Origin of the sequence: Clostridioides sp. ZZV14-6154, assembly GCF_020657785.1 — a bacterium.
Lineage (GTDB): Bacteria > Bacillota > Clostridia > Peptostreptococcales > Peptostreptococcaceae > Clostridioides.
Genome location: NZ_JAGWCY010000001.1, coordinates 1,292,044 through 1,309,856 on the forward strand (window position 1 = coordinate 1,292,044; position 17,813 = coordinate 1,309,856).

General features: G+C 29.1%; 20 protein-coding genes and 1 other RNA gene. 3 read left to right on the forward strand and 18 right to left on the reverse strand.

Annotated features, from left to right (window positions below):
• Positions 1-10 precede the first annotated feature (10 nt).
• Positions 11-1,333: a polysaccharide biosynthesis protein gene (locus KGF45_RS06335; protein ID WP_227841997.1), complete on the forward strand. Its 1,323-nt coding sequence runs from the start codon at positions 11-13 to the stop codon at positions 1,331-1,333.
• Between the two features lie 101 nt (positions 1,334-1,434).
• Here KGF45_RS06335 and KGF45_RS06340 read toward each other — a convergent pair whose 3' ends face one another.
• The 3 genes from KGF45_RS06340 to KGF45_RS06350 all read right to left on the reverse strand — a co-directional run bounded on the left by KGF45_RS06340 (position 1,435) and on the right by KGF45_RS06350 (position 4,027).
• Positions 1,435-2,640 carry a hypothetical protein gene (locus KGF45_RS06340; protein ID WP_227827030.1) on the reverse strand — a complete coding sequence of 402 codons (1,206 nt, stop codon included), beginning with the start codon at positions 2,638-2,640 and terminating at the stop codon, positions 1,435-1,437.
• A gap of 186 nt (positions 2,641-2,826) precedes the next feature.
• Positions 2,827-3,007: non-coding RNA, 6S RNA (ssrS, locus tag KGF45_RS06345), on the reverse strand.
• Positions 3,008-3,124: 117 nt separating this feature from the next.
• Positions 3,125-4,027 (reverse strand): hypothetical protein, encoded by a 903-nt coding sequence (locus KGF45_RS06350; protein WP_227827029.1) that lies wholly within the window; start codon positions 4,025-4,027, stop codon positions 3,125-3,127.
• A 211-nt stretch (positions 4,028-4,238) separates the two neighbouring features.
• Between KGF45_RS06350 and KGF45_RS06355 the strand changes: the two genes are divergently transcribed.
• Positions 4,239-4,649: a hypothetical protein gene (locus KGF45_RS06355; RefSeq protein ID WP_227827028.1), complete on the forward strand. Its 411-nt coding sequence runs from the start codon at positions 4,239-4,241 to the stop codon at positions 4,647-4,649.
• A 123-nt stretch (positions 4,650-4,772) separates the two neighbouring features.
• Here KGF45_RS06355 and ccpA read toward each other — a convergent pair whose 3' ends face one another.
• The 5 genes from ccpA to KGF45_RS06380 all read right to left on the reverse strand — a co-directional run bounded on the left by ccpA (position 4,773) and on the right by KGF45_RS06380 (position 7,317).
• Positions 4,773-5,795, reverse strand: coding sequence for a LacI family transcriptional regulator CcpA (gene ccpA / locus KGF45_RS06360; RefSeq protein ID WP_413840709.1), 1,023 nt, complete (start codon positions 5,793-5,795; stop codon positions 4,773-4,775).
• 248 nt (positions 5,796-6,043) lie between these two features.
• A complete protein-coding gene (locus tag KGF45_RS06365) occupies positions 6,044-6,244 on the reverse strand; it encodes a hypothetical protein (RefSeq protein WP_227827026.1) in 201 nt (66 codons plus the stop codon).
• A 33-nt stretch (positions 6,245-6,277) separates the two neighbouring features.
• Positions 6,278-6,457: a hypothetical protein gene (locus KGF45_RS06370; RefSeq protein ID WP_227827025.1), complete on the reverse strand. Its 180-nt coding sequence runs from the start codon at positions 6,455-6,457 to the stop codon at positions 6,278-6,280.
• A 180-nt stretch (positions 6,458-6,637) separates the two neighbouring features.
• Positions 6,638-6,844: a hypothetical protein gene (locus tag KGF45_RS06375; protein WP_009888870.1), complete on the reverse strand. Its 207-nt coding sequence runs from the start codon at positions 6,842-6,844 to the stop codon at positions 6,638-6,640.
• 47 nt (positions 6,845-6,891) lie between these two features.
• Positions 6,892-7,317: a hypothetical protein gene (locus tag KGF45_RS06380; RefSeq protein WP_227434026.1), complete on the reverse strand. Its 426-nt coding sequence runs from the start codon at positions 7,315-7,317 to the stop codon at positions 6,892-6,894.
• 171 nt (positions 7,318-7,488) lie between these two features.
• On the opposite strand from KGF45_RS06380, the gene acpP reads away from it, so the two are divergent.
• Complete coding sequence (gene acpP, locus KGF45_RS06385) at positions 7,489-7,716, forward strand: acyl carrier protein (RefSeq protein WP_227434025.1); 228 nt, start codon at positions 7,489-7,491, stop codon at positions 7,714-7,716.
• Positions 7,717-7,876: 160 nt separating this feature from the next.
• On the opposite strand, the gene KGF45_RS06390 is transcribed toward acpP, so the two are convergent.
• The 10 genes from KGF45_RS06390 to KGF45_RS06435 all read right to left on the reverse strand — a co-directional run bounded on the left by KGF45_RS06390 (position 7,877) and on the right by KGF45_RS06435 (position 17,800).
• The gene (locus KGF45_RS06390; protein ID WP_227827023.1) at positions 7,877-8,881 is read right to left on the reverse strand and encodes a nucleoid-associated protein; all 1,005 of its coding nucleotides are present in this window, start codon (positions 8,879-8,881) and stop codon (positions 7,877-7,879) included.
• 14 nt (positions 8,882-8,895) lie between these two features.
• Positions 8,896-9,798, reverse strand: coding sequence for an RluA family pseudouridine synthase (locus KGF45_RS06395; RefSeq protein ID WP_227841998.1), 903 nt, complete (start codon positions 9,796-9,798; stop codon positions 8,896-8,898).
• A gap of 178 nt (positions 9,799-9,976) precedes the next feature.
• A complete protein-coding gene (locus tag KGF45_RS06400) occupies positions 9,977-11,152 on the reverse strand; it encodes an acetyl-CoA C-acetyltransferase (protein ID WP_227841999.1) in 1,176 nt (391 codons plus the stop codon).
• Positions 11,153-11,243: 91 nt separating this feature from the next.
• Positions 11,244-12,089, reverse strand: coding sequence for a 3-hydroxybutyryl-CoA dehydrogenase (locus KGF45_RS06405; protein ID WP_227827020.1), 846 nt, complete (start codon positions 12,087-12,089; stop codon positions 11,244-11,246).
• A gap of 100 nt (positions 12,090-12,189) precedes the next feature.
• Entirely contained in the window at positions 12,190-12,987 is a 798-nt protein-coding gene (locus KGF45_RS06410; protein ID WP_227827019.1) for an enoyl-CoA hydratase-related protein, read from the reverse strand.
• A gap of 18 nt (positions 12,988-13,005) precedes the next feature.
• Positions 13,006-14,016: an electron transfer flavoprotein subunit alpha/FixB family protein gene (locus tag KGF45_RS06415; RefSeq protein WP_227827018.1), complete on the reverse strand. Its 1,011-nt coding sequence runs from the start codon at positions 14,014-14,016 to the stop codon at positions 13,006-13,008.
• 18 nt (positions 14,017-14,034) lie between these two features.
• Positions 14,035-14,817 carry an electron transfer flavoprotein subunit beta/FixA family protein gene (locus KGF45_RS06420; protein ID WP_227827017.1) on the reverse strand — a complete coding sequence of 261 codons (783 nt, stop codon included), beginning with the start codon at positions 14,815-14,817 and terminating at the stop codon, positions 14,035-14,037.
• A 56-nt stretch (positions 14,818-14,873) separates the two neighbouring features.
• Positions 14,874-16,010, reverse strand: a complete 1,137-nt coding sequence (locus KGF45_RS06425) for an acyl-CoA dehydrogenase (RefSeq protein WP_227827016.1) — start codon at positions 16,008-16,010, stop codon at positions 14,874-14,876.
• 694 nt (positions 16,011-16,704) lie between these two features.
• Positions 16,705-17,172 carry a YbaK/EbsC family protein gene (locus tag KGF45_RS06430; protein WP_227827015.1) on the reverse strand — a complete coding sequence of 156 codons (468 nt, stop codon included), beginning with the start codon at positions 17,170-17,172 and terminating at the stop codon, positions 16,705-16,707.
• 85 nt (positions 17,173-17,257) lie between these two features.
• Positions 17,258-17,800, reverse strand: a complete 543-nt coding sequence (locus KGF45_RS06435) for a hypothetical protein (protein ID WP_227827014.1) — start codon at positions 17,798-17,800, stop codon at positions 17,258-17,260.
• Positions 17,801-17,813: the final 13 nt, after the last annotated feature.

Genomic DNA, 17,813 nt, shown 5'->3' on the forward strand with positions numbered 1-17,813 from the left:
GGTGATTTTTTTGAAAGTACCTTATTTAGTACTATCAACAGTTATTTTATTTATGTCTAACTTTGTCGTAAGAATATTTGGATTTTTATATAAAATATTCTTATCAAGAGCTTTGGGCGAAACAGGTTTAGGTATTTATCATATGATTTTTAACTTTTTAATGATTTGCTTAGCTGTTACAACAACTGGAATACCTACTGCACTTAGTTGCCTAGTTGCAAAAAGAAAAGCTTTAAACGATAAACACAATACTAATGCTTTATTTATATCAACTTTATACATATCATTTTTTGTAGCATTAATTATATCTATAATTGCATCTTTCAATAGTTCTTTTTTATCACTTAAGTTTCTAAAAGACCCTAAATTGAATTTATTTATACTCGCAGTTTGTCCTGCTATAGTTATAATAACACTTTCAAATGTACTTAGGGGGTATTACTATGGCATAAAGAACGTAAAAGTCCCTGCTATTGGACAAATTATTGAACAGATGGGTAAAATTCTATTTGTTTTTTTACTCGTTATGTATGTAAATGATAAGTCTATGAACTGTTATATTGCTCTTTTAGGTATATCTATTGGTGAATTGAGTAATATCATATTTATGCTCATATGTCTATGTCGAGATTCTTCATTTGACAATAAATATATTATAAGTATAAAGGATTTTTATAATTCTTCTATTGAAACATTAAAAATGTCTATACCCATAACTTGCAATAGAATGTCAAATATACTTTTACAATCTATTAGTTCTATGATGATACCATCAAGATTAGCATTATCAGGAATGACTTATCAACAGTCATTAAGTATGTACGGTGTCGTCAGTGGAATGGTAATGCCATTTATATTTTTACCATTTACTGTTGGCTCAGCACTTATTGTAAATTTGATACCTACTATATCACAAGAAATTGCTTTAAGAAAACGTAAAAGTGTCCTAAAAAAAATAAAGTATTCTATACTCCTAACTTTATTTGTAGGTATACTATCATCAGTGTTTTTTTATTTCTTTGGAAAAGATTTATGTATATTAGTATTTAAAAATAAACTTGCTGGAGAATATTTAAAAGCTATGTTTTTAGTACCACTATTTATGTCACTAAATCAAACGCTATCTGGTATTTTACATTCAATAAGAAAAGAATTAGCTTCAAGTATAAATACTATCACTGGTATGTTAATTCAGCTAGTAGCTCTATATGTATTTCTTCCTATTCCAGGACTTAATATTTATGCATACATATACACAATGACAATAGTATCAATATTTACTTGTTTATTACATACTATAGTACTTTTTAAATCTATAAAATCTATACATTAGTTATAAATAACGTGAAGGCTACCAATGTAAATCGTCTACTATTGGTAGCCTTCCTTAAATGATTTTTATTTATAATTTAAACTGTCTATATATCTACCTATCTATCTGTGGCAACCTGAATTTTCATTTCCTTGATTAGGTCCACATTGCGAAAAATCACATACTTTAGAGAAAGTATCAACAAGTCTTGGTTGGATTGGGTTTGGTGATGCTAAAACTACTATTTGTTCACTTATTAATGTGCTAACTGTTTCTTGTAAGCAAAGTACTAAATCTATATCATTTGGTATGATTAATTCAAAGAAAGGATCACAACCTTCTCTACATTCTAATTTTAATATAGATTTTCCTATACAATCAACTGTTAAATTAGTTTGGAATTCTTGTCTTAAAGTGACAGCTCTTCCATCAGCTGGCAAGCATATTGGTGCTGAAAGTGTGTTAAAAGTAAATTCTACAAAATCAACTCTTCTCTTACATCCACCTCCTGCTCTGACTGCTGGGAAAGCTAATGCAACGAATTCTGTACATCCACATCTACCTCTTAGTTCTAATACTAGATTACGAACTGCTACAGTTAATCCTCTTTGTTTATAAGCTACTGATTTGCCTTTTCCTTGTCTACAACATTCAGCGTTTCTTTCTCCACATACTGCATATTCAAAAGTTGTTTCACAGTTTCTTCCTATTATATCTCCTAATGGTTCCAATTCAAAATCTTCTAAAGTTGTCATTCCTGTGTCAATAACTATTCCATCATTACTTAAGCATATTTTGTCTATAGTTACACTTGCTCTACCTGCACTTGGAACTGAACCAAATACTTCTACTACTTCTGTTTCAAAAGTTAATGGTTCTCCATTTGGTCCAGTTGCATCTGTAAATGTTTGGAATTGCATAGTATCAAAAATTCTATTAGCTTCTATTGCAAATGGAACTGCATTTGCTATAGAAAAGTTTCTTGGAGATATAGGATTACAGCAATTTGGTCCACATTTGTTTTCAAAACATTCATCTGAATCCATTTGGCATGGTTCACAATCACATTTGCAATTATCATGGCATCCACAATTGTCATCACATGGATTAGGTTTGCATGGATTGCATGGATTAGGTTTGCATGGATTAGGTTTACAATCATCATGACAATCACAATTATTATCATTGTTACATCCATTATGATGATGTGATTTTTTGAATCCTCTCATATCATCTGAGTTTATCTCATCTGTATACACTTCTTCTTCATTCATTGTAGACATTGGCTGATTTAGCATTCTTTTTTTATTTTTTTTGTAATCTTGCATTTTTCATTGCCCTCCCTGTAAGCGATTCTTATTAAGTCTTCGGCTTTTTTATAGCCTAATTAATACTATGCACTTATAATATCATTTGTTACTTATGCTTTTTAAGTTTATATATAATTAAGTATATTTGGTAGAAAAATGCATTTTAATAAAAAAAAGTACTACTATTTAAAATAGTAGCACTTTTTTTGTCCCGAAACACCGGTGGCTAAGTAAATTCACACCCTAGGCACTCCCAGGTGGGTGACTTGCCAGTAACCTTTAACGTCCAAACTAAACAGGCATGTTATAATTTACTAGACACGGTCTCCCGTATTTCATTTGTAGGTTGAATTTAAAAAAGCCTTATCGTATGTTTCAGGATTTCATATTATTATTATATAATAAATTTCGAATTTTTTAAAGTGGTTTTATATAGTAATTGAGATAATCTTATTCTAATATTACTTTTTCTTCCTTTTCTCTTTATGTATTTAGTTAATTATCACTTTCTCTTAGCTTTACTTCTAGTATTTTTTTCATTATGATTATGTTCATGCTTGTGTTCATTAACATCATACAATTCTTCATCATACACTATATTTTCATCATTATCTTCATCTTCATAGTCTGTTTCTTCATCTTCCATTAATTCTTCTTCATTATCATCTATCTCATCTTCATAATCTAATTCATTATCTTCATATGTTGACTCTTCATCTTCAAATTCTTCATTATTATCTTCATTATCTTCATATTCATCCTCATCATCATTATTGCTATCATCACCTCTTAAAAGATTTCCTAGCAATTTAAGATTATTCATACTACCTAGATTATTTATATTTGCCAAAGAACTTAAACTAAATCCACCTTCTCCAAAATCATCAGGTAAAAACAATTCTGCAAATAAATCTATCTTTTTTTTCATTCCTATAGCCTTTTCAACAGAATTTTTTCTCTTTTCTGGAAATACATCTATAATTTCTTTTATCATCATATTTTTTTTGTCTTCACTATCCATTTTTCTAAAAAAATCTGTTTCCTCTTCAACATCTACCATATCTATATTGTTGAGTTTCTTTATGCCTCTAACTAGGTCCAAAACACTTTCTATTTTTACTAGTATTTTCCTTTCATCTCTTGACATGTATTTTTTAGTTCTTGTTATTATTTCCATTCCCATTTCTAGGTCTTCTTCACTCAAATCCATAAGTCTTAGACCTCTTTTTATATCATTTGCATCAAACCTTAAAGTGTCATGTATAGCTTTTGATAATTTCTCATTTGAATTTTTTTTGTTTTTTCTAACTCTATTATTTTTCTTTGATTTATCTTTATCATCAAATATAGAGATATTACCATTACTCAATGCAATCACTCCAATCAAAAATAGTAAATTATTCAAGACAATCCCCCCTTATATTATATAATTGCCCTATATTAAAGTATGTTTTTCATATTTTAATGTTCCATTTTTAAAGCTCAGTGCATATATATTATCTATAAGAATTTTTATTTATATTATATATCACTCACAATTCACCACTTCAATATTATTTCTATATATAAATAGTATGAATATAATTCAATATATATTTATAGAAAGGGGTTTTTTTATGAAAAAAATAGATACAGATTCATTAGAAAAGATGGCTAAGCAAAAAAATATTGACAAGGATAAGATAGAAAAGATTGCTGATAATTACAAAGGAAAATCAGAAAGTGAACTTATGGAGGAACTTATAAAAATAGGTAAAAACCTAGATGGAAGAGAAGAAGTAGTATCAAAATTCAAAGCATTTTTAGATGACAATCAACGTAAAAAATTAGATACTATAATGGATAAAATATCAGATGCAGAGACTCAAAGAGATACTAAACCTGCTAAAACTACCAAAACTAAAAAGACTAAACAACCTACTAAAGGTAAATCAAATACACCTGCACCAAAAAATACACCAAATAATCAACAGAAAAAATCTAAGAGTATATTTAAGAAGACTAAAAAATCCAATCCTCACGAATAAACAAAAATAAACTACTTTTAAGACTTAAAACTATTATTTTTAATTAAAATATTTTAAATTGCATATTATTTAAATTAAAAATCAGGTAGTGTTTTAAACACTACCTGATTAACTTTAATAACTTTATTTCTTTCTCTCTATAACACTTTCTCTATCAATAATTTGATAAGGTAATTCTATTTTCTTATTTTCAATTAATTCTTTATTTATTAATTTAATAACCATTCTTATCGCCACTGCTCCCATATCATATAAAGGCTGATAAACTGTAGTAAGTTTAGGCCTATACATTTTAGCTATCTTAACATCATTAAATCCTGCAACTGATATGTCTTCTGGAACCTTATATCCAGCATCACAGATAGCGTTTATAGCTCCTATAGCAGCCTCATCACCCGTAACAAAAGCTGCATGAGGTATTATTCCCTCATCCAATAATTCTTTCATACTATTGTATCCACTTTCATAATCAGTTCCACCATATTTGATTAAACTCTTGTCCAACTCTATATTATTACTTGAAAGTGCTTTTTCGTAGCCTGAAAGTCTTTCCATCTCTAAAACAGTATCATCTTTACTTGTCATTATAAAAGCTATCTTTTCATGACCTTTCTTTATAAGATGTTCTGTCATATCAAAAGTAGCTTCTTTATTACTAGTGCTTACTGTGTATATATCATAATTTCTAGCAGTTTTACTTATATACGTTGCTGGTATACCACAATTTTGCATATAGTTGATATGTTCTTGTTCAACTACCCATGAAATCATAACTATACCTTCAACTTGTTTTGCTCTTAATAGATTTATACTCTTTAATTCTTGTTCTTTATCAGAGTATGTATTAGCTAAAAGAATATCATAATCATACATTTTAGCAACTTCTTCTATTCCATTTAATACCTCATTAACAAAAGAATCTGAAACTTCTGGAACTATTACCCCTATTAATTGACTCTTCTTAGTTACTAAGCTTCTTGCAAGTGGATTTGGTATATATCCAGTTTCTTTTATAACATCTAAAACTTTTTGTTTGACTTCATCAGTCACAGGTTTTGAATCATTTATAACTCTAGATACTGTAGATATTGACACGCCTGCTTGTTTAGCAACATCTTTTATCGTTATATTACTTTTCATTTTCATCCTCCTAATTTTGCTAAATTTATCTAAATCTGAACCAAATTTATACAGGTTCTTATTTTAACTATATTTATATAAGTTCTTATTTTACCATAAAAGCAAGTACATTTAAATACATTATATTTTATATTATACCCTATATTCAACAATTTTAATAATATTCATTCTTAATTTAAATTATATTAAAAAATAAAATAAAAAAAATGCTGGTATAAAATATACCAGCATTTTTTCACTTTAACGGTTTAATTTTAGCAGCCACAACCCTCATCACCATCAAAGAATCCACCACATGAACAAGTTATTAATAATAGTATTAAGAATGGTATCCATGACATTATATCGATATCTCTCCAACAATCTTCAAAAGCTAAGAATAGGAAGAATAATACGATTATCCACCATCCTCCCCCACCAAAACATCCATCGTTTCCAAAAAATCTATCTAACATAATAAAACCCTCCTTTTTTAATAACTGCTACCCTTAATCTAAGCATCCACTACAGCAGCAAAGTATTAATAAAACTATTAAGAATGGAATCCATGCCATTATGTCAAATTCTGCCCAGCTATCTCCAAAAGCTAAGAATAGGAAGAATAGTACGATTATCCACCATCCTCCTCCACCAAAACATCCATCTTCTCCAAAGAATCTATCTAACATTTCACGTTACCTCCTGTTGATATTTTGTTGAGCTTTTCGCTCCTAACATATACTATGCATTTGGTTTCCATTTTGCTAATGTATTTTTATTATTTTTTTAATTTTTTTATCTTAACTAAAAAAGGCAAAACCATAACTTGTATAAGTTACTGGTTCTGCCTATTTAATAATCAATATTTTTTAGCAACAACAACCATCATCGAAGTTAAATAACAACAATACTATTAATATAACCCATATCCATATATTGTCATCGCATAATAAGTCTTCTAAAATGTCTGTACATAATAATAAGAATACTATAACTATTATTATCAACATTTTATTACCAAAAAATCCTTCGCATCCTCCAAAGAAACGTTCCATATTGTCTTCTAATTTTGTCATAACTAATCCTCCTTGAATCATTAAGAGACTAACTTTTGTCTCTTTAATTAAATATATGTAGTAATAGACAGATAAGTTACTTCTAAAAAGTTTTTATTAATTAATTTATTTATTTCTTTTTCTCCCAATTTATTGTATCTATCAACTTCATCTAAATAATCCTTTTTTTCTTCTGATATAGTGTAAATTAAACTTTCTATTGATTTTACTTTGTATTCTTTATATCTTTCTATCAAGAAGGATGTTTTTGAATTTTCTATCCCTTTCTTTACATGCATTAATCTTGATATATAATCGTCCTTTTCATTAGATACATAGCTTTCTTTCTCTGCTACATCTTCAAGAATTAAATTTGTTTCCATTACATAGTCCTCTATTCGTTGCATATCTAAAGTTATTGAATTATAATAAAAATTTACTGCTATAAGTAAAAATATTCCTACAGATGTTAGTAATAAGCCTACATATTTCATAGCATTTCCTCCTAAGTTATATTTGTTATCAATAAAGTTTATTCATCAAACAAGACTTTATTACTACCTTTATAAAATTTTATTACTTTTTACTAATTCCATATTGAAAAATTTTTGATATTATATTAAACTAACATTAAAATTAATTAAAACTGCTGTAGGAGGCTTAAAATGTTTGAAAAAATAAAAGAAATAATAGCAGAACAATTAGGGTTAGATAATTTAGATGAAATAACTATGGAAGCATCTTTAATGGAAGATTTAGAAGCTGATTCATTAGATGCTGTTGAGATTATAATGGCTCTTGAAGATGAATTTGGTATAGAAATACCAGATGAGGAAGCTGAAAACTTTAAATGTATTGGTGATATATGTAAATATATCGAAGAAAACAAATAATATCATCTTTTCTACAAATATAAATAGTCTGTGTCTACTTCTATTTAATATTTCTATTAGAAGTTTACACAGACTAGTCTACATTTATTTATAATTATATTAACTATACATTTATTCTAATTTAATTTATATCTAATTATATAAATTACTCAAATTAAGATTACTTTTCTTCATAAAATGTTACATTCTTTATTACTATATCTATAGTTCCATCTTGATTTTGCTTTACAGTATATTTCATTGGGTCCTCAAAATCAGTTAGGTTACCTTTTATATCAAAGCCATTATCAGTTTTTATACTTCTCTTTTTGAGCTTTTTCTCAACCCATTTTTTATCTATGCTAAAACCTTCATCAAGACCTTTTTCTTCCATGTGCTCTTTAAAACTACCTTTTAATTCTTCATCCTTAATTGAATTATCAACAAAATCATTTATATCAATTTCATGTTTTTCTTTTAATGTATAATTTAATATACTTCTTACATCTTCTGCTTGCTTTATATCATTGCTAAGAGCATTAGTTATCCAATTTTCGGCTGTATTTTTAAATACTTTTGTCTTATACTTATCATCGTCTATTTTTTTAGCATTCAAAAATTCTGTTACAAACTTTGATTCTGAACCCTCTTTTTCTGCATCTTTGTCTAAGAGTCTTAGATGAAACTCATCATTCATTCCACTTAATCCAATTAAAGCCCCTTGCTTTTGTCTTATAGTTTCTGGAATTCCAATTTCATTTGATACCATTTGAATATTAAATTTATCATCTACAAACTCAATTGAATGAGTATACAGTTTTTTATAATCTAATTTCAATATAGCAACACTCTTCTCATCTTTTACAGTATACAAGCAAACTGCCAAATCACAAGATTCTAATGCTGCATTAATCTTCATGACCTCAAACAGATAAGATGCTATTTCTTTAGAATTTTTTAAAAATGAACTTTCATCGTATATTATTTGCTCACAACAATTTTTGATTAAATTGTCATTATAATCTTTAAAGATACCTTTTCTTAAATCTTCATCCTTTGAAATTCTCTTTATTGCTTTTTGAAAAAATCCATCTACTTCTTGATTAACTTTACCTTCAAAATCATTTAATATTGGAACATCACTATTTTTATCCAAAACATGTATTATAAATTTATGTATTATCATATATATCACCCCATCTATCTTAATTTCGATATTAACTCTTGCATATCCTTCGGTATATCTGTTTTAAATTTTAAAATTTCTTTTGTTCTTGGTTGTTCAAACTCTAAGCTATATGCATGAAGAGCTTGCCTATTTATAAGATTTTCATCTATATAACCATATAACTCATCACCTATTATTCTATGATCTATATGAGCCATATGCACCCTTATTTGGTGTGTTCTACCAGTTTCTAGCTTTACTTCTAGTACGGTTGCATTTTTTAATCTTTCTACTACTTTATAATGGGTAACAGATGCTTGTCCTCTTTCATCTATTACTCTCTTTATTGAATCCTCTTCAGGTCTATAAATTGGTTCATTTATAGTTCCCTCATCTTCATCTATAATCCCATTCACTACTGTTATATATGTTTTTTCAACTTTATTTTCACTCATTGATGTAGACAAAGTATGATGTGCATAAGCATTTTTTGCTACTATAACAAGCCCTGAAGTGTTCATATCAAGTCTATTCACAAATCGTATTTTTACATTTTCTTTATGCTTCTCTATATAATAACTAATACCATTTGCTATTGTATTATCATAGTGACTTTTAGTTGGATGAACTACCATAAATGGTGGCTTATTTACCATAATTATATCAAAATCATCATATATTATTTGTAAATTTAAATCTTGTGGCTCAAAATTTGCTTTTTCTTCTTCTATTTTTACCTCTATTAAATCACCACAAGACACTTTTAAACTTGGTTTTTTATATACACCATTTACTAATACACTTTTTTCTCTTTTCATCTTTGACAATGACCTCACCGAAAAATTTAGCTTATCCAGCAAAACTTCTTTTAGAGTCATTTCTTCTTCATTTGTATATGATATAAGATTATATTTTTGATTTTCTTTTTTAAACAAACTTTTACCTACTTTCTTTTATATCTTCAAAATCATGATATTATATATTTTACACTATTTTTGTTTAATAGATAATAGTTATTTTTTAACCATAAAAACCTGTAAGAATAACAAATAGTTACTCTTACAGGTTAAATTCCTGGTTAAATGTTTAATTTTTAAAAATCATAATCTAAAACTATCTTTTAACTATTAAAGTAGTTCCCATTCCACCACCTATACAAAGTGTAGCTAAACCAGTTTTAGCATCTCTTCTCTTCATTTCATATAAAAGTGTAGTAAGTATTCTTGCTCCTGAGCATCCTATTGGATGTCCTATAGCTATTGCTCCACCATTGACATTAACTTTAGCCATATCTATGTTTAAATCTTTTACTACCGCTATAGATTGAGCAGCAAATGCTTCATTAGCCTCAACTAAATCTATATCTTCAATAGTCATATTAGCAGCTGCTAAAGCTTTTTTAGTTGCTGGAACTGGTCCATATCCCATTATTGTAGGGTCAACACCAGCTGTTCCATAAGAAACTATAGTTGCAAGAGGTTCTATTCCTAGTTCTTCAGCTTTTTCTTTAGCCATTACTACTAACATAGCAGCACCATCATTAATTCCTGATGCATTACCAGCAGTAACTGTTCCATCTTTTTTAAATGCAGGTCTTAATTTAGCAAGTTTTTCTATTGTAGTACCAGCTTTAATATATTCATCTTTGTCTACTACAGTGTCACCTTTTCTTCCTTTTATAACCACTGGAACTATTTCTTCGTCAAATTTTCCTTCAGCTTGAGCTTTTTCAGCTTTATTTTGACTTGCAAGAGCTAATGCATCTTGTTCTTCTCTAGTTATATTCCATTGTTCTGCTATATTTTCAGCAGTTATACCCATGTGATAGTTATTAAATATATCTGATAATCCATCTTTTATCATTGAATCAACAAAAGCAGTATCACCCATTCTTGCACCATATCTAGCACTTGGTACTAAATAAGGAGACATACTCATGTTTTCAGCTCCACCAACTAGCATTATATCAGCGTCCCCTAATGCTATAAGTTGAGATGCCATTGAAACAGATCTTAATCCAGAACCACAAACTATATTTATAGTCATAGCTGGTTTCTCTACTGGTATTCCTGCACCTAATGCTATTTGTCTTGCTACATTTTGACCAAGACCTGCTGTAAGTACTCCTCCTAAAAGTGATTCATCTATCATATCTGGAGTTATATTAGCTCTTTTTATAGCTTCTTTAGCTGCTGTTATCCCTAATTCTACTGCTGAAACTGATTTAAATGCTCCTCCAAAACTTCCTACTGCTGTTCTAGCTGCACTGGCAATTACTACTTCTCTCATATTCATTACCCCCATTAAATTAGATTTTTATCAGATTTTTGAGATTGTTTTTTTTTAGACAATATCAGTTAAATTTTTTAGATTTAAGTTCTTATTTATTATAATCATAGAATCCTATTTTAGTTTTTCTTCCTAATTGATTAGCTCTAACCATTTTAGCTAAAAGTGGATGAGGTCTATATTTAGTATCTCCAAATTCAGTATATAGAACGTTCATTATAGCTAAAACAACATCTAATCCTATTAAATCCCCTAATGCTAAAGGTCCCATTGGATGGTTTGCACCTAGTTTCATAGCTTCATCTATTTCTTCTTTACTTGCAACACCATCTGCATATATACCAACAGCTTCATTTATCATAGGTATAAGTATTCTATTTACTACAAATCCAGGAGATTCAGATACATCTACTGGTACTTTATTGATACTCTTAGATAATTCAAATACTGTATCAAAAGTAACTTTTGATGTTAATTGACCGCTTATAACTTCAACTAATTTCATCATAGGAACTGGATTGAAGAAATGCATTCCTATAACTTTATCTGCTCTATTAGTAGAAGAAGCTATTTCTGTTATAGATAATGATGAAGTATTTGTTGCTAAAATAGTATCGTCTTTACATAACTCATCTAATAATTTAAAAACATCTTTCTTTATGTTCATATCTTCTACAGATGCTTCTATTATTAAGTCCATGTCTTTTAAATCTTCATAGTTAGTAGTTGAACTAACATGACTTAATATTTCTGATTTTGTAGCTTCATCCATTTTTCCCTTAGTAACTAATTTAGTTAAATTTTTATCTAATAATCCTAAGCATTTATCTATAGCACCTTGAGTTCTACTCTTTAAACATACATCATGACCACAACTTGCAAAAGTTTGTACAATACCACTTCCCATAGTTCCACTACCTATTACAGCTAATTTCATAGTTATAACCTCCTGTTATTTTAGTATTTATATTCTGTTAACTAGATTAAAGTATTTATTCAATCTAGTTAACAGAAAATATATTTTTAATTAGATTTGTTTACCCTTTTATAAAGTTAGCTTCTCTTTTTTCAACAAAAGCTGACATTCCTTCTTTCTGGTCTTTAGTTGAAAAACAAAGTCCAAAGAAATTAGATTCTATATCTATTCCAGTATCTATATCAGTTTGAGCACCAAGTTGTATAGCTTCTTTAGAGTATCTAACTGCAAGTTGAGCATTTTTAGCTATTGTTTTAGCTAGTTTTTCAACTTCTTCCATTAAAACTTCTGGCTCGACAACTCTATTTACTAGCCCTATTTTTTCAGCTTCATCAGCTTTTATAACTTGACCTGTAAAGATTAATTCTTTTGCTTTTGCCAGTCCAACCAGTCTTGTAAGTCTTTGAGTTCCTCCATATCCTGGAGTTATTCCAAGAGTTACTTCTGGTTGCCCAAATTTAGCTTTAGCAGATGCAATTCTTATATCACAAGCCATTGCTAGTTCGCATCCTCCACCTAAAGCAAATCCATTTACAGCTGCTATTATTACTTTTTTACTATCTTCTATTTCTCTAAAAGCTTTAGCTCCTAGAAGGCTAAAGTCTTTAGCAGCTACAGCATCTAAATCTTTCATATATGCAATATCTGCTCCAGCTACAAATGCTTTTCCTTCCCCTGTCAATATTACTACATCGATAGTTTCATCATTGTTAATATCTGCAAATACTTCATAAAGTTCTTCTAAAGTTTTTGAATTGATTGCATTAAGGGCTTTAGGTCTATTCATTTTCACTGTACATATATTTTCATTTACTTCAACAGCTATATTCTCATAAACTTTAACATCGCTTGTACTCATAATACCCTCCCCAAGAAATTAGTTAGCTAAAACTTCACCTTTTTCTTTTGCAACACTTAATTGACTTATAAGTTCTGGAAGTACTTTGTGAACATCTCCAACTATACCAACATCAGCATATTTAAATATTGGAGCTTCTGGGTTTTTGTTTATAGCAACTATAAACTCAGCATCTTCCATACCAGCTATATGTTGTATTGCTCCAGATATACCACATGCTATATAAAGGTCTGGTCTTACAGTTTTACCAGTTTGACCTACTTGTCTTGCTTTATCTAACCATCCTGCATCTATAGTTGCACGAGAACCAGAAACTTCTCCACCTATAATTTCAGCTAATTCATAAAGTATGTCTAAATTTTCTTTTCCGCCCATTCCACGTCCAGCAGAAACTAATATTTTAGCATCTTCTATTTTAACTTGTTTTTTAGCTTCTTTTATTATTTCTACAACTTGAACTAATTTATCAGCTTCAGTAAATTCTACTTTAAAACGATTAATTACAGCTTCTCTAGTTTCATCAACTTCATTTTTCTTCATAACTCCTGGTCTAACTGTAGACATTTGAGGTCTGAAATCTTTACAAACTATTGTTGCCATTATATTTCCACCAAAAGCAGGTCTTGTCATTAATAATAATTTTGTATCTTCAGCTACTGCAAGTCCTGTACAGTCAGCAGTAAGTCCTGTATGTACTCTAGCAGATACTCTAGGTGCTAAGTCTCTACCTATTGAAGTTGCACCAAATAATACAACTATTGGGTCAGCTGCTTTTATTGCTTCATATGCAGCTTTTGTATATGGTTCAGTTGTATACACTGCTAAAGCTTCATCATCTACTACTATTACTTCATCAGCTCCATAATGTGCTAATGTATCTATTAAATCTTCTACCTTACTACCTAAAAGTAATGCAGAAACTTTTGTATCATAATCTTTGGCTATTTCTGTTGCCTTTCCTAATAATTCTAAAGAAACAGTTTGAATTACATTTTCTCTTTGTTCTATTACTACTAAAACGTTACCCATTCTTTATCCCCCCTTAAATTATATGATATACTTCTCTTTTAATTTATCTATTACAATTCCAGCTGATGTTTTTGCATCTTCATTGTATATTGTTCCAGCTGGTTTAACTGATTTTGTAAATGATTTAAATACACTAGTTGGAGAACCCTTAAGACCTAAGTTAGAAGGGTCAACTTCTATATCTTTTACAGTCCATGTTTCTACTACATCATTTTCGAAAGCATCATATATTCTTCCAACTTTCATGTATCTTGGTGTGTTCATATCTTTAAGAGTTGTTATAAGGCATGGCATTTTAACTTTTAAGTCATGACAACAATCTTCAAATTGTCTTTTTACTAACACATATTCGCCTTCAGTTTTTATTTCTTCAGCATATGTTATTGATGGAAGCTTTAAATGTTCAGCTATTTGAGGTCCAACTTGTGCAGTATCACCATCTATAGCCTGTCTTCCAGCTATTATAATATCAAAATCTATATTTTTTAATGCTCCTGCTAATGCTGATGAAGTTGCCCAAGTATCAGCACCTGCAAAAGCTCTGTCTGTTAATAATATTCCTCTATCTGCACCCATTGCTAAAGCTTCTTTTAAAGCCATATCTGCTTGAGGAGGTCCCATTGTTATTACAGTTACATGAGCTCCCATTTCTTCTTTTAATCTTATAGCTTCTTCTAAACCTGCTTTATCATCAGGGTTTATTATACTTGGTACTCCATCTCTAATTAAAGTACCTGTATTAGGATCTAGTTTAACTTCTGTTGTATCTGGAACTTGTTTTATACAAACGACTATCTTCATAAATCCTTCCTCCATATCTATTTTAATATCGACCTATTGTGTATATTTTAATATCTCTATTTTAATAATTTTCCTGAAATAACCATTCTTTGAACTTCACTAGTTCCTTCATATATTTCAGTTATCTTAGCATCTCTCATCATTCTTTCTACTGGATAATCACGAGTGTATCCATATCCACCATGAAGTTGTACAGCTTTTGTAGTAACTTCCATAGCTGTTTCTGCTGCAAATAATTTTGCCATTGCTGCTTCTACTCCATAAGGTTTTCCTAAGTCTTTATTTATAGCTGCTTGATATACAAGATGTCTAGCCGCTTGTATTCTAACTTCCATATCAGCTAATTGGAATTGTGTATTTTGGAATTTTGATAATGGTCTACCAAATTGTACTCTTTCTTTTACATATTTAACTGTTTCATCAAGAGCACCTTGTGCTAAACCTAAAGCTTGTGCTGCGATACCAATTCTACCACCATCAAGAGTAGACATTGCTATCTTAAATCCTTGGCCTTCTTTTCCAAGTAAATTTTCTTTAGGTATTCTACAATCTTCAAATATTAATTCACTAGTAGCTGAACCTCTTATACCCATTTTCTTTTCTTTAACACCAAAGCTAAATCCAGGAGTTCCTTTTTCAACTATAAATGCTGAAATTCCTCTATTACCTTTAGCTTTATCAGTCATTGCCATTACTACGTATATATCTCCAGCGATTGCATTTGTTATAAATATTTTTGAGCCATTAAGTATGTATTCATCTCCATCTAAAACAGCAGTAGTTTGTTGTCCAGACGCATCTGTACCAGCATTAGGTTCAGTAAGACCAAATGCTCCTAATTTTTCTCCACTTGCTAATGGTCTTAAGAATTTTTGTTTTTGTTCTTCATTACCATATTGATATATAGGCCATGAACCAAGAGATGTATGAGCTGATAATATAACTCCTGTAGTACCACAAACTCTAGACAATTCTTCAACTGCCATTATATAACCTACAGTGTCTCCACCTTCTCCACCATATTCTTTTGGATATGGTATACCCATCATTCCTGCTTTTGCCATTTTTTCCACTGTTTCATAAGGAAATCTTTCTTCTTCATCAAGTTCTGTTGCTAAAGGTTTAACTTCATTTTCAGCGAAGCTTACATATAACTCTTTAAGCATCTGATATTTTTTAGAATTTAAATCCATAATAGCCTCCTCAGTATTTTATAAATATTTTATTTTCATTTATTAATTAAAATCTCGGCAACATCTATAATAAAGTATTTGAGTATACGTCGAGAAATTTATAACCTTAATTAAAGTCCGCCCTATATTTATATGCAATTATATTAACCGATTATGACATTAATTTAATTATAAATTGTTAATTTAAAGTCAACTTCACTTAAAAAAAATCTCGCTTTTTGGAATTTTGTGAAATTTCAAGCTATAATAAAACTTCTCTCACAATGGTTATAGATAAAATAATTTGTTTATGATATTAATTCTAGGGTATATCACTAGTAAATGTTCTATATATTAGTATTTCAACCCATATATAAATTTTTTCTATCATATCAAAATTATTTTAATAGAGCTAAATAATCATATTTTTTGTGATTATTTTTGTTTTTTAAATATCTTACATCTATAATAGTATCACTCAAAGGATAATTTTTCAATAATTTCTAATTATTTTTTTAACAATATTTACTACATTTTTTCCATATTTTTGTCATTTTTTTATTATTTCGAAGAAAAATCAGAATTTTTTAACTTTATTTTGGATTATTAGTTTAAATTAGATTTTCCTCTTAGATTTATAAATATTTTCCACATAAAAATATCCCCAAACAGATTGTATACAGGGATATTTTTTTACTAATTTTCACTATATTTTTTACCAATTTTTACAAACATCTACCCATTTCTCACACTTAGAAAACTTCTCCATTTCATCACATGTAAGTTCTATTGCTGAATTACTGCTCCCACATGCAGGAAATACTGTATCAAATCTCTTCATTGAATCATCTAAATATACTTTTAAAGGCTTTTTTAAACCAAATGGACAAACACCACCAATAGCATGTCCAGTAAAGTCTAGGACTTCTTCTGGTGCTAACATTTTAGCTTTACAACTAAACTCATCCTTGTATTTTTTATTATCAATCTTAGCATCTCCAGCTGTAACAATTAAAATTGCATCCTCTCCTATTTTAAATGAAAGAGTCTTAGCGATTCTAGCTGGAATAACTCCCGCCGCTTCTGCCGCAAGTTCTACAGTAGCACTGGATTGTTCAAACTCTAGTATGCTATCTTCCCTTCCAAATTCTTTAAAGTACTCTCTTACATTGCTTATTGACATTGAACACCATCCCAATCTGAATATTTATAAATTTCATACTATTTTAATTATATATGTAATAACTTTATTTTTCAATTTTTTCAAATTACTCCATAACATTAGAATTCCATACATCATTATTTTTTCCAACTACTAGATATAAACCTTTTGCAATAGGTATTTCCACAGTAAATTCGCCCTTATATTCTACACTCATACCAGAGTCGTTAAAATACCTATAATCAAAGTTTAACCCCTTTGGAATCACAAAATCGACATAACCTTGATTATTCGACTTTATCCCATAGTTTAAGGTTTTTTCAGTTATAGAATTTTTTTCATTAAACAAATCTATATTTACATAATAAGAGCATTTATTCTCTCCTTTTTTACTCTCTATACAATTCTCAAATCTCATTTTTGCACTGTTTAACCTATAACTGTATTTACTGTTATTACTTATTTTGAATCTTATAACAGTACCAATTTCTTCACTTCTTCTGCTATCAAAATCAAAAACAATTTCCTCTAAATGATTTATTTCATAATCTTTGACACTTACCATATCTCTATATGCTAATTTATTTATAGCTATGAATAGTGTAAAAACTCCCAAAATAAAAATTGAAACTTTTATGAACTTATTCATTTCTAATCTCCTT

What these genes read in the sequence shown, in the direction of transcription:
- ccpA (WP_413840709.1), bottom strand. Translation starts at nt 5,795, where the DNA reads ATGAAAATGAAAAGTAATATAACGATAAAAGATGTTGCTAAACAAGCA.
- KGF45_RS06355 (WP_227827028.1), top strand. Translation starts at nt 4,239, where the DNA reads ATGAAAAAAATAGATACAGATTCATTAGAAAAGATGGCTAAGCAAAAA.
- KGF45_RS06370 (WP_227827025.1), bottom strand. Translation starts at nt 6,457, where the DNA reads ATGTTAGATAGATTCTTTGGAGAAGATGGATGTTTTGGTGGAGGAGGA.
- KGF45_RS06380 (WP_227434026.1), bottom strand. Translation starts at nt 7,317, where the DNA reads ATGAAATATGTAGGCTTATTACTAACATCTGTAGGAATATTTTTACTT.
- KGF45_RS06405 (WP_227827020.1), bottom strand. Translation starts at nt 12,089, where the DNA reads ATGAAATTAGCTGTAATAGGTAGTGGAACTATGGGAAGTGGTATTGTA.
- KGF45_RS06435 (WP_227827014.1), bottom strand. Translation starts at nt 17,800, where the DNA reads ATGAATAAGTTCATAAAAGTTTCAATTTTTATTTTGGGAGTTTTTACA.
- KGF45_RS06420 (WP_227827017.1), bottom strand. Translation starts at nt 14,817, where the DNA reads ATGAAGATAGTCGTTTGTATAAAACAAGTTCCAGATACAACAGAAGTT.
- KGF45_RS06425 (WP_227827016.1), bottom strand. Translation starts at nt 16,010, where the DNA reads ATGGATTTAAATTCTAAAAAATATCAGATGCTTAAAGAGTTATATGTA.
- KGF45_RS06430 (WP_227827015.1), bottom strand. Translation starts at nt 17,172, where the DNA reads ATGTCAATAAGCAATGTAAGAGAGTACTTTAAAGAATTTGGAAGGGAA.
- KGF45_RS06410 (WP_227827019.1), bottom strand. Translation starts at nt 12,987, where the DNA reads ATGAGTACAAGCGATGTTAAAGTTTATGAGAATATAGCTGTTGAAGTA.
- KGF45_RS06400 (WP_227841999.1), bottom strand. Translation starts at nt 11,152, where the DNA reads ATGAGAGAAGTAGTAATTGCCAGTGCAGCTAGAACAGCAGTAGGAAGT.
- KGF45_RS06390 (WP_227827023.1), bottom strand. Translation starts at nt 8,881, where the DNA reads ATGATAATACATAAATTTATAATACATGTTTTGGATAAAAATAGTGAT.
- KGF45_RS06415 (WP_227827018.1), bottom strand. Translation starts at nt 14,016, where the DNA reads ATGGGTAACGTTTTAGTAGTAATAGAACAAAGAGAAAATGTAATTCAA.
- KGF45_RS06365 (WP_227827026.1), bottom strand. Translation starts at nt 6,244, where the DNA reads ATGTTAGATAGATTTTTTGGAAACGATGGATGTTTTGGTGGGGGAGGA.
- KGF45_RS06375 (WP_009888870.1), bottom strand. Translation starts at nt 6,844, where the DNA reads ATGACAAAATTAGAAGACAATATGGAACGTTTCTTTGGAGGATGCGAA.
- acpP (WP_227434025.1), top strand. Translation starts at nt 7,489, where the DNA reads ATGTTTGAAAAAATAAAAGAAATAATAGCAGAACAATTAGGGTTAGAT.
- KGF45_RS06340 (WP_227827030.1), bottom strand. Translation starts at nt 2,640, where the DNA reads ATGCAAGATTACAAAAAAAATAAAAAAAGAATGCTAAATCAGCCAATG.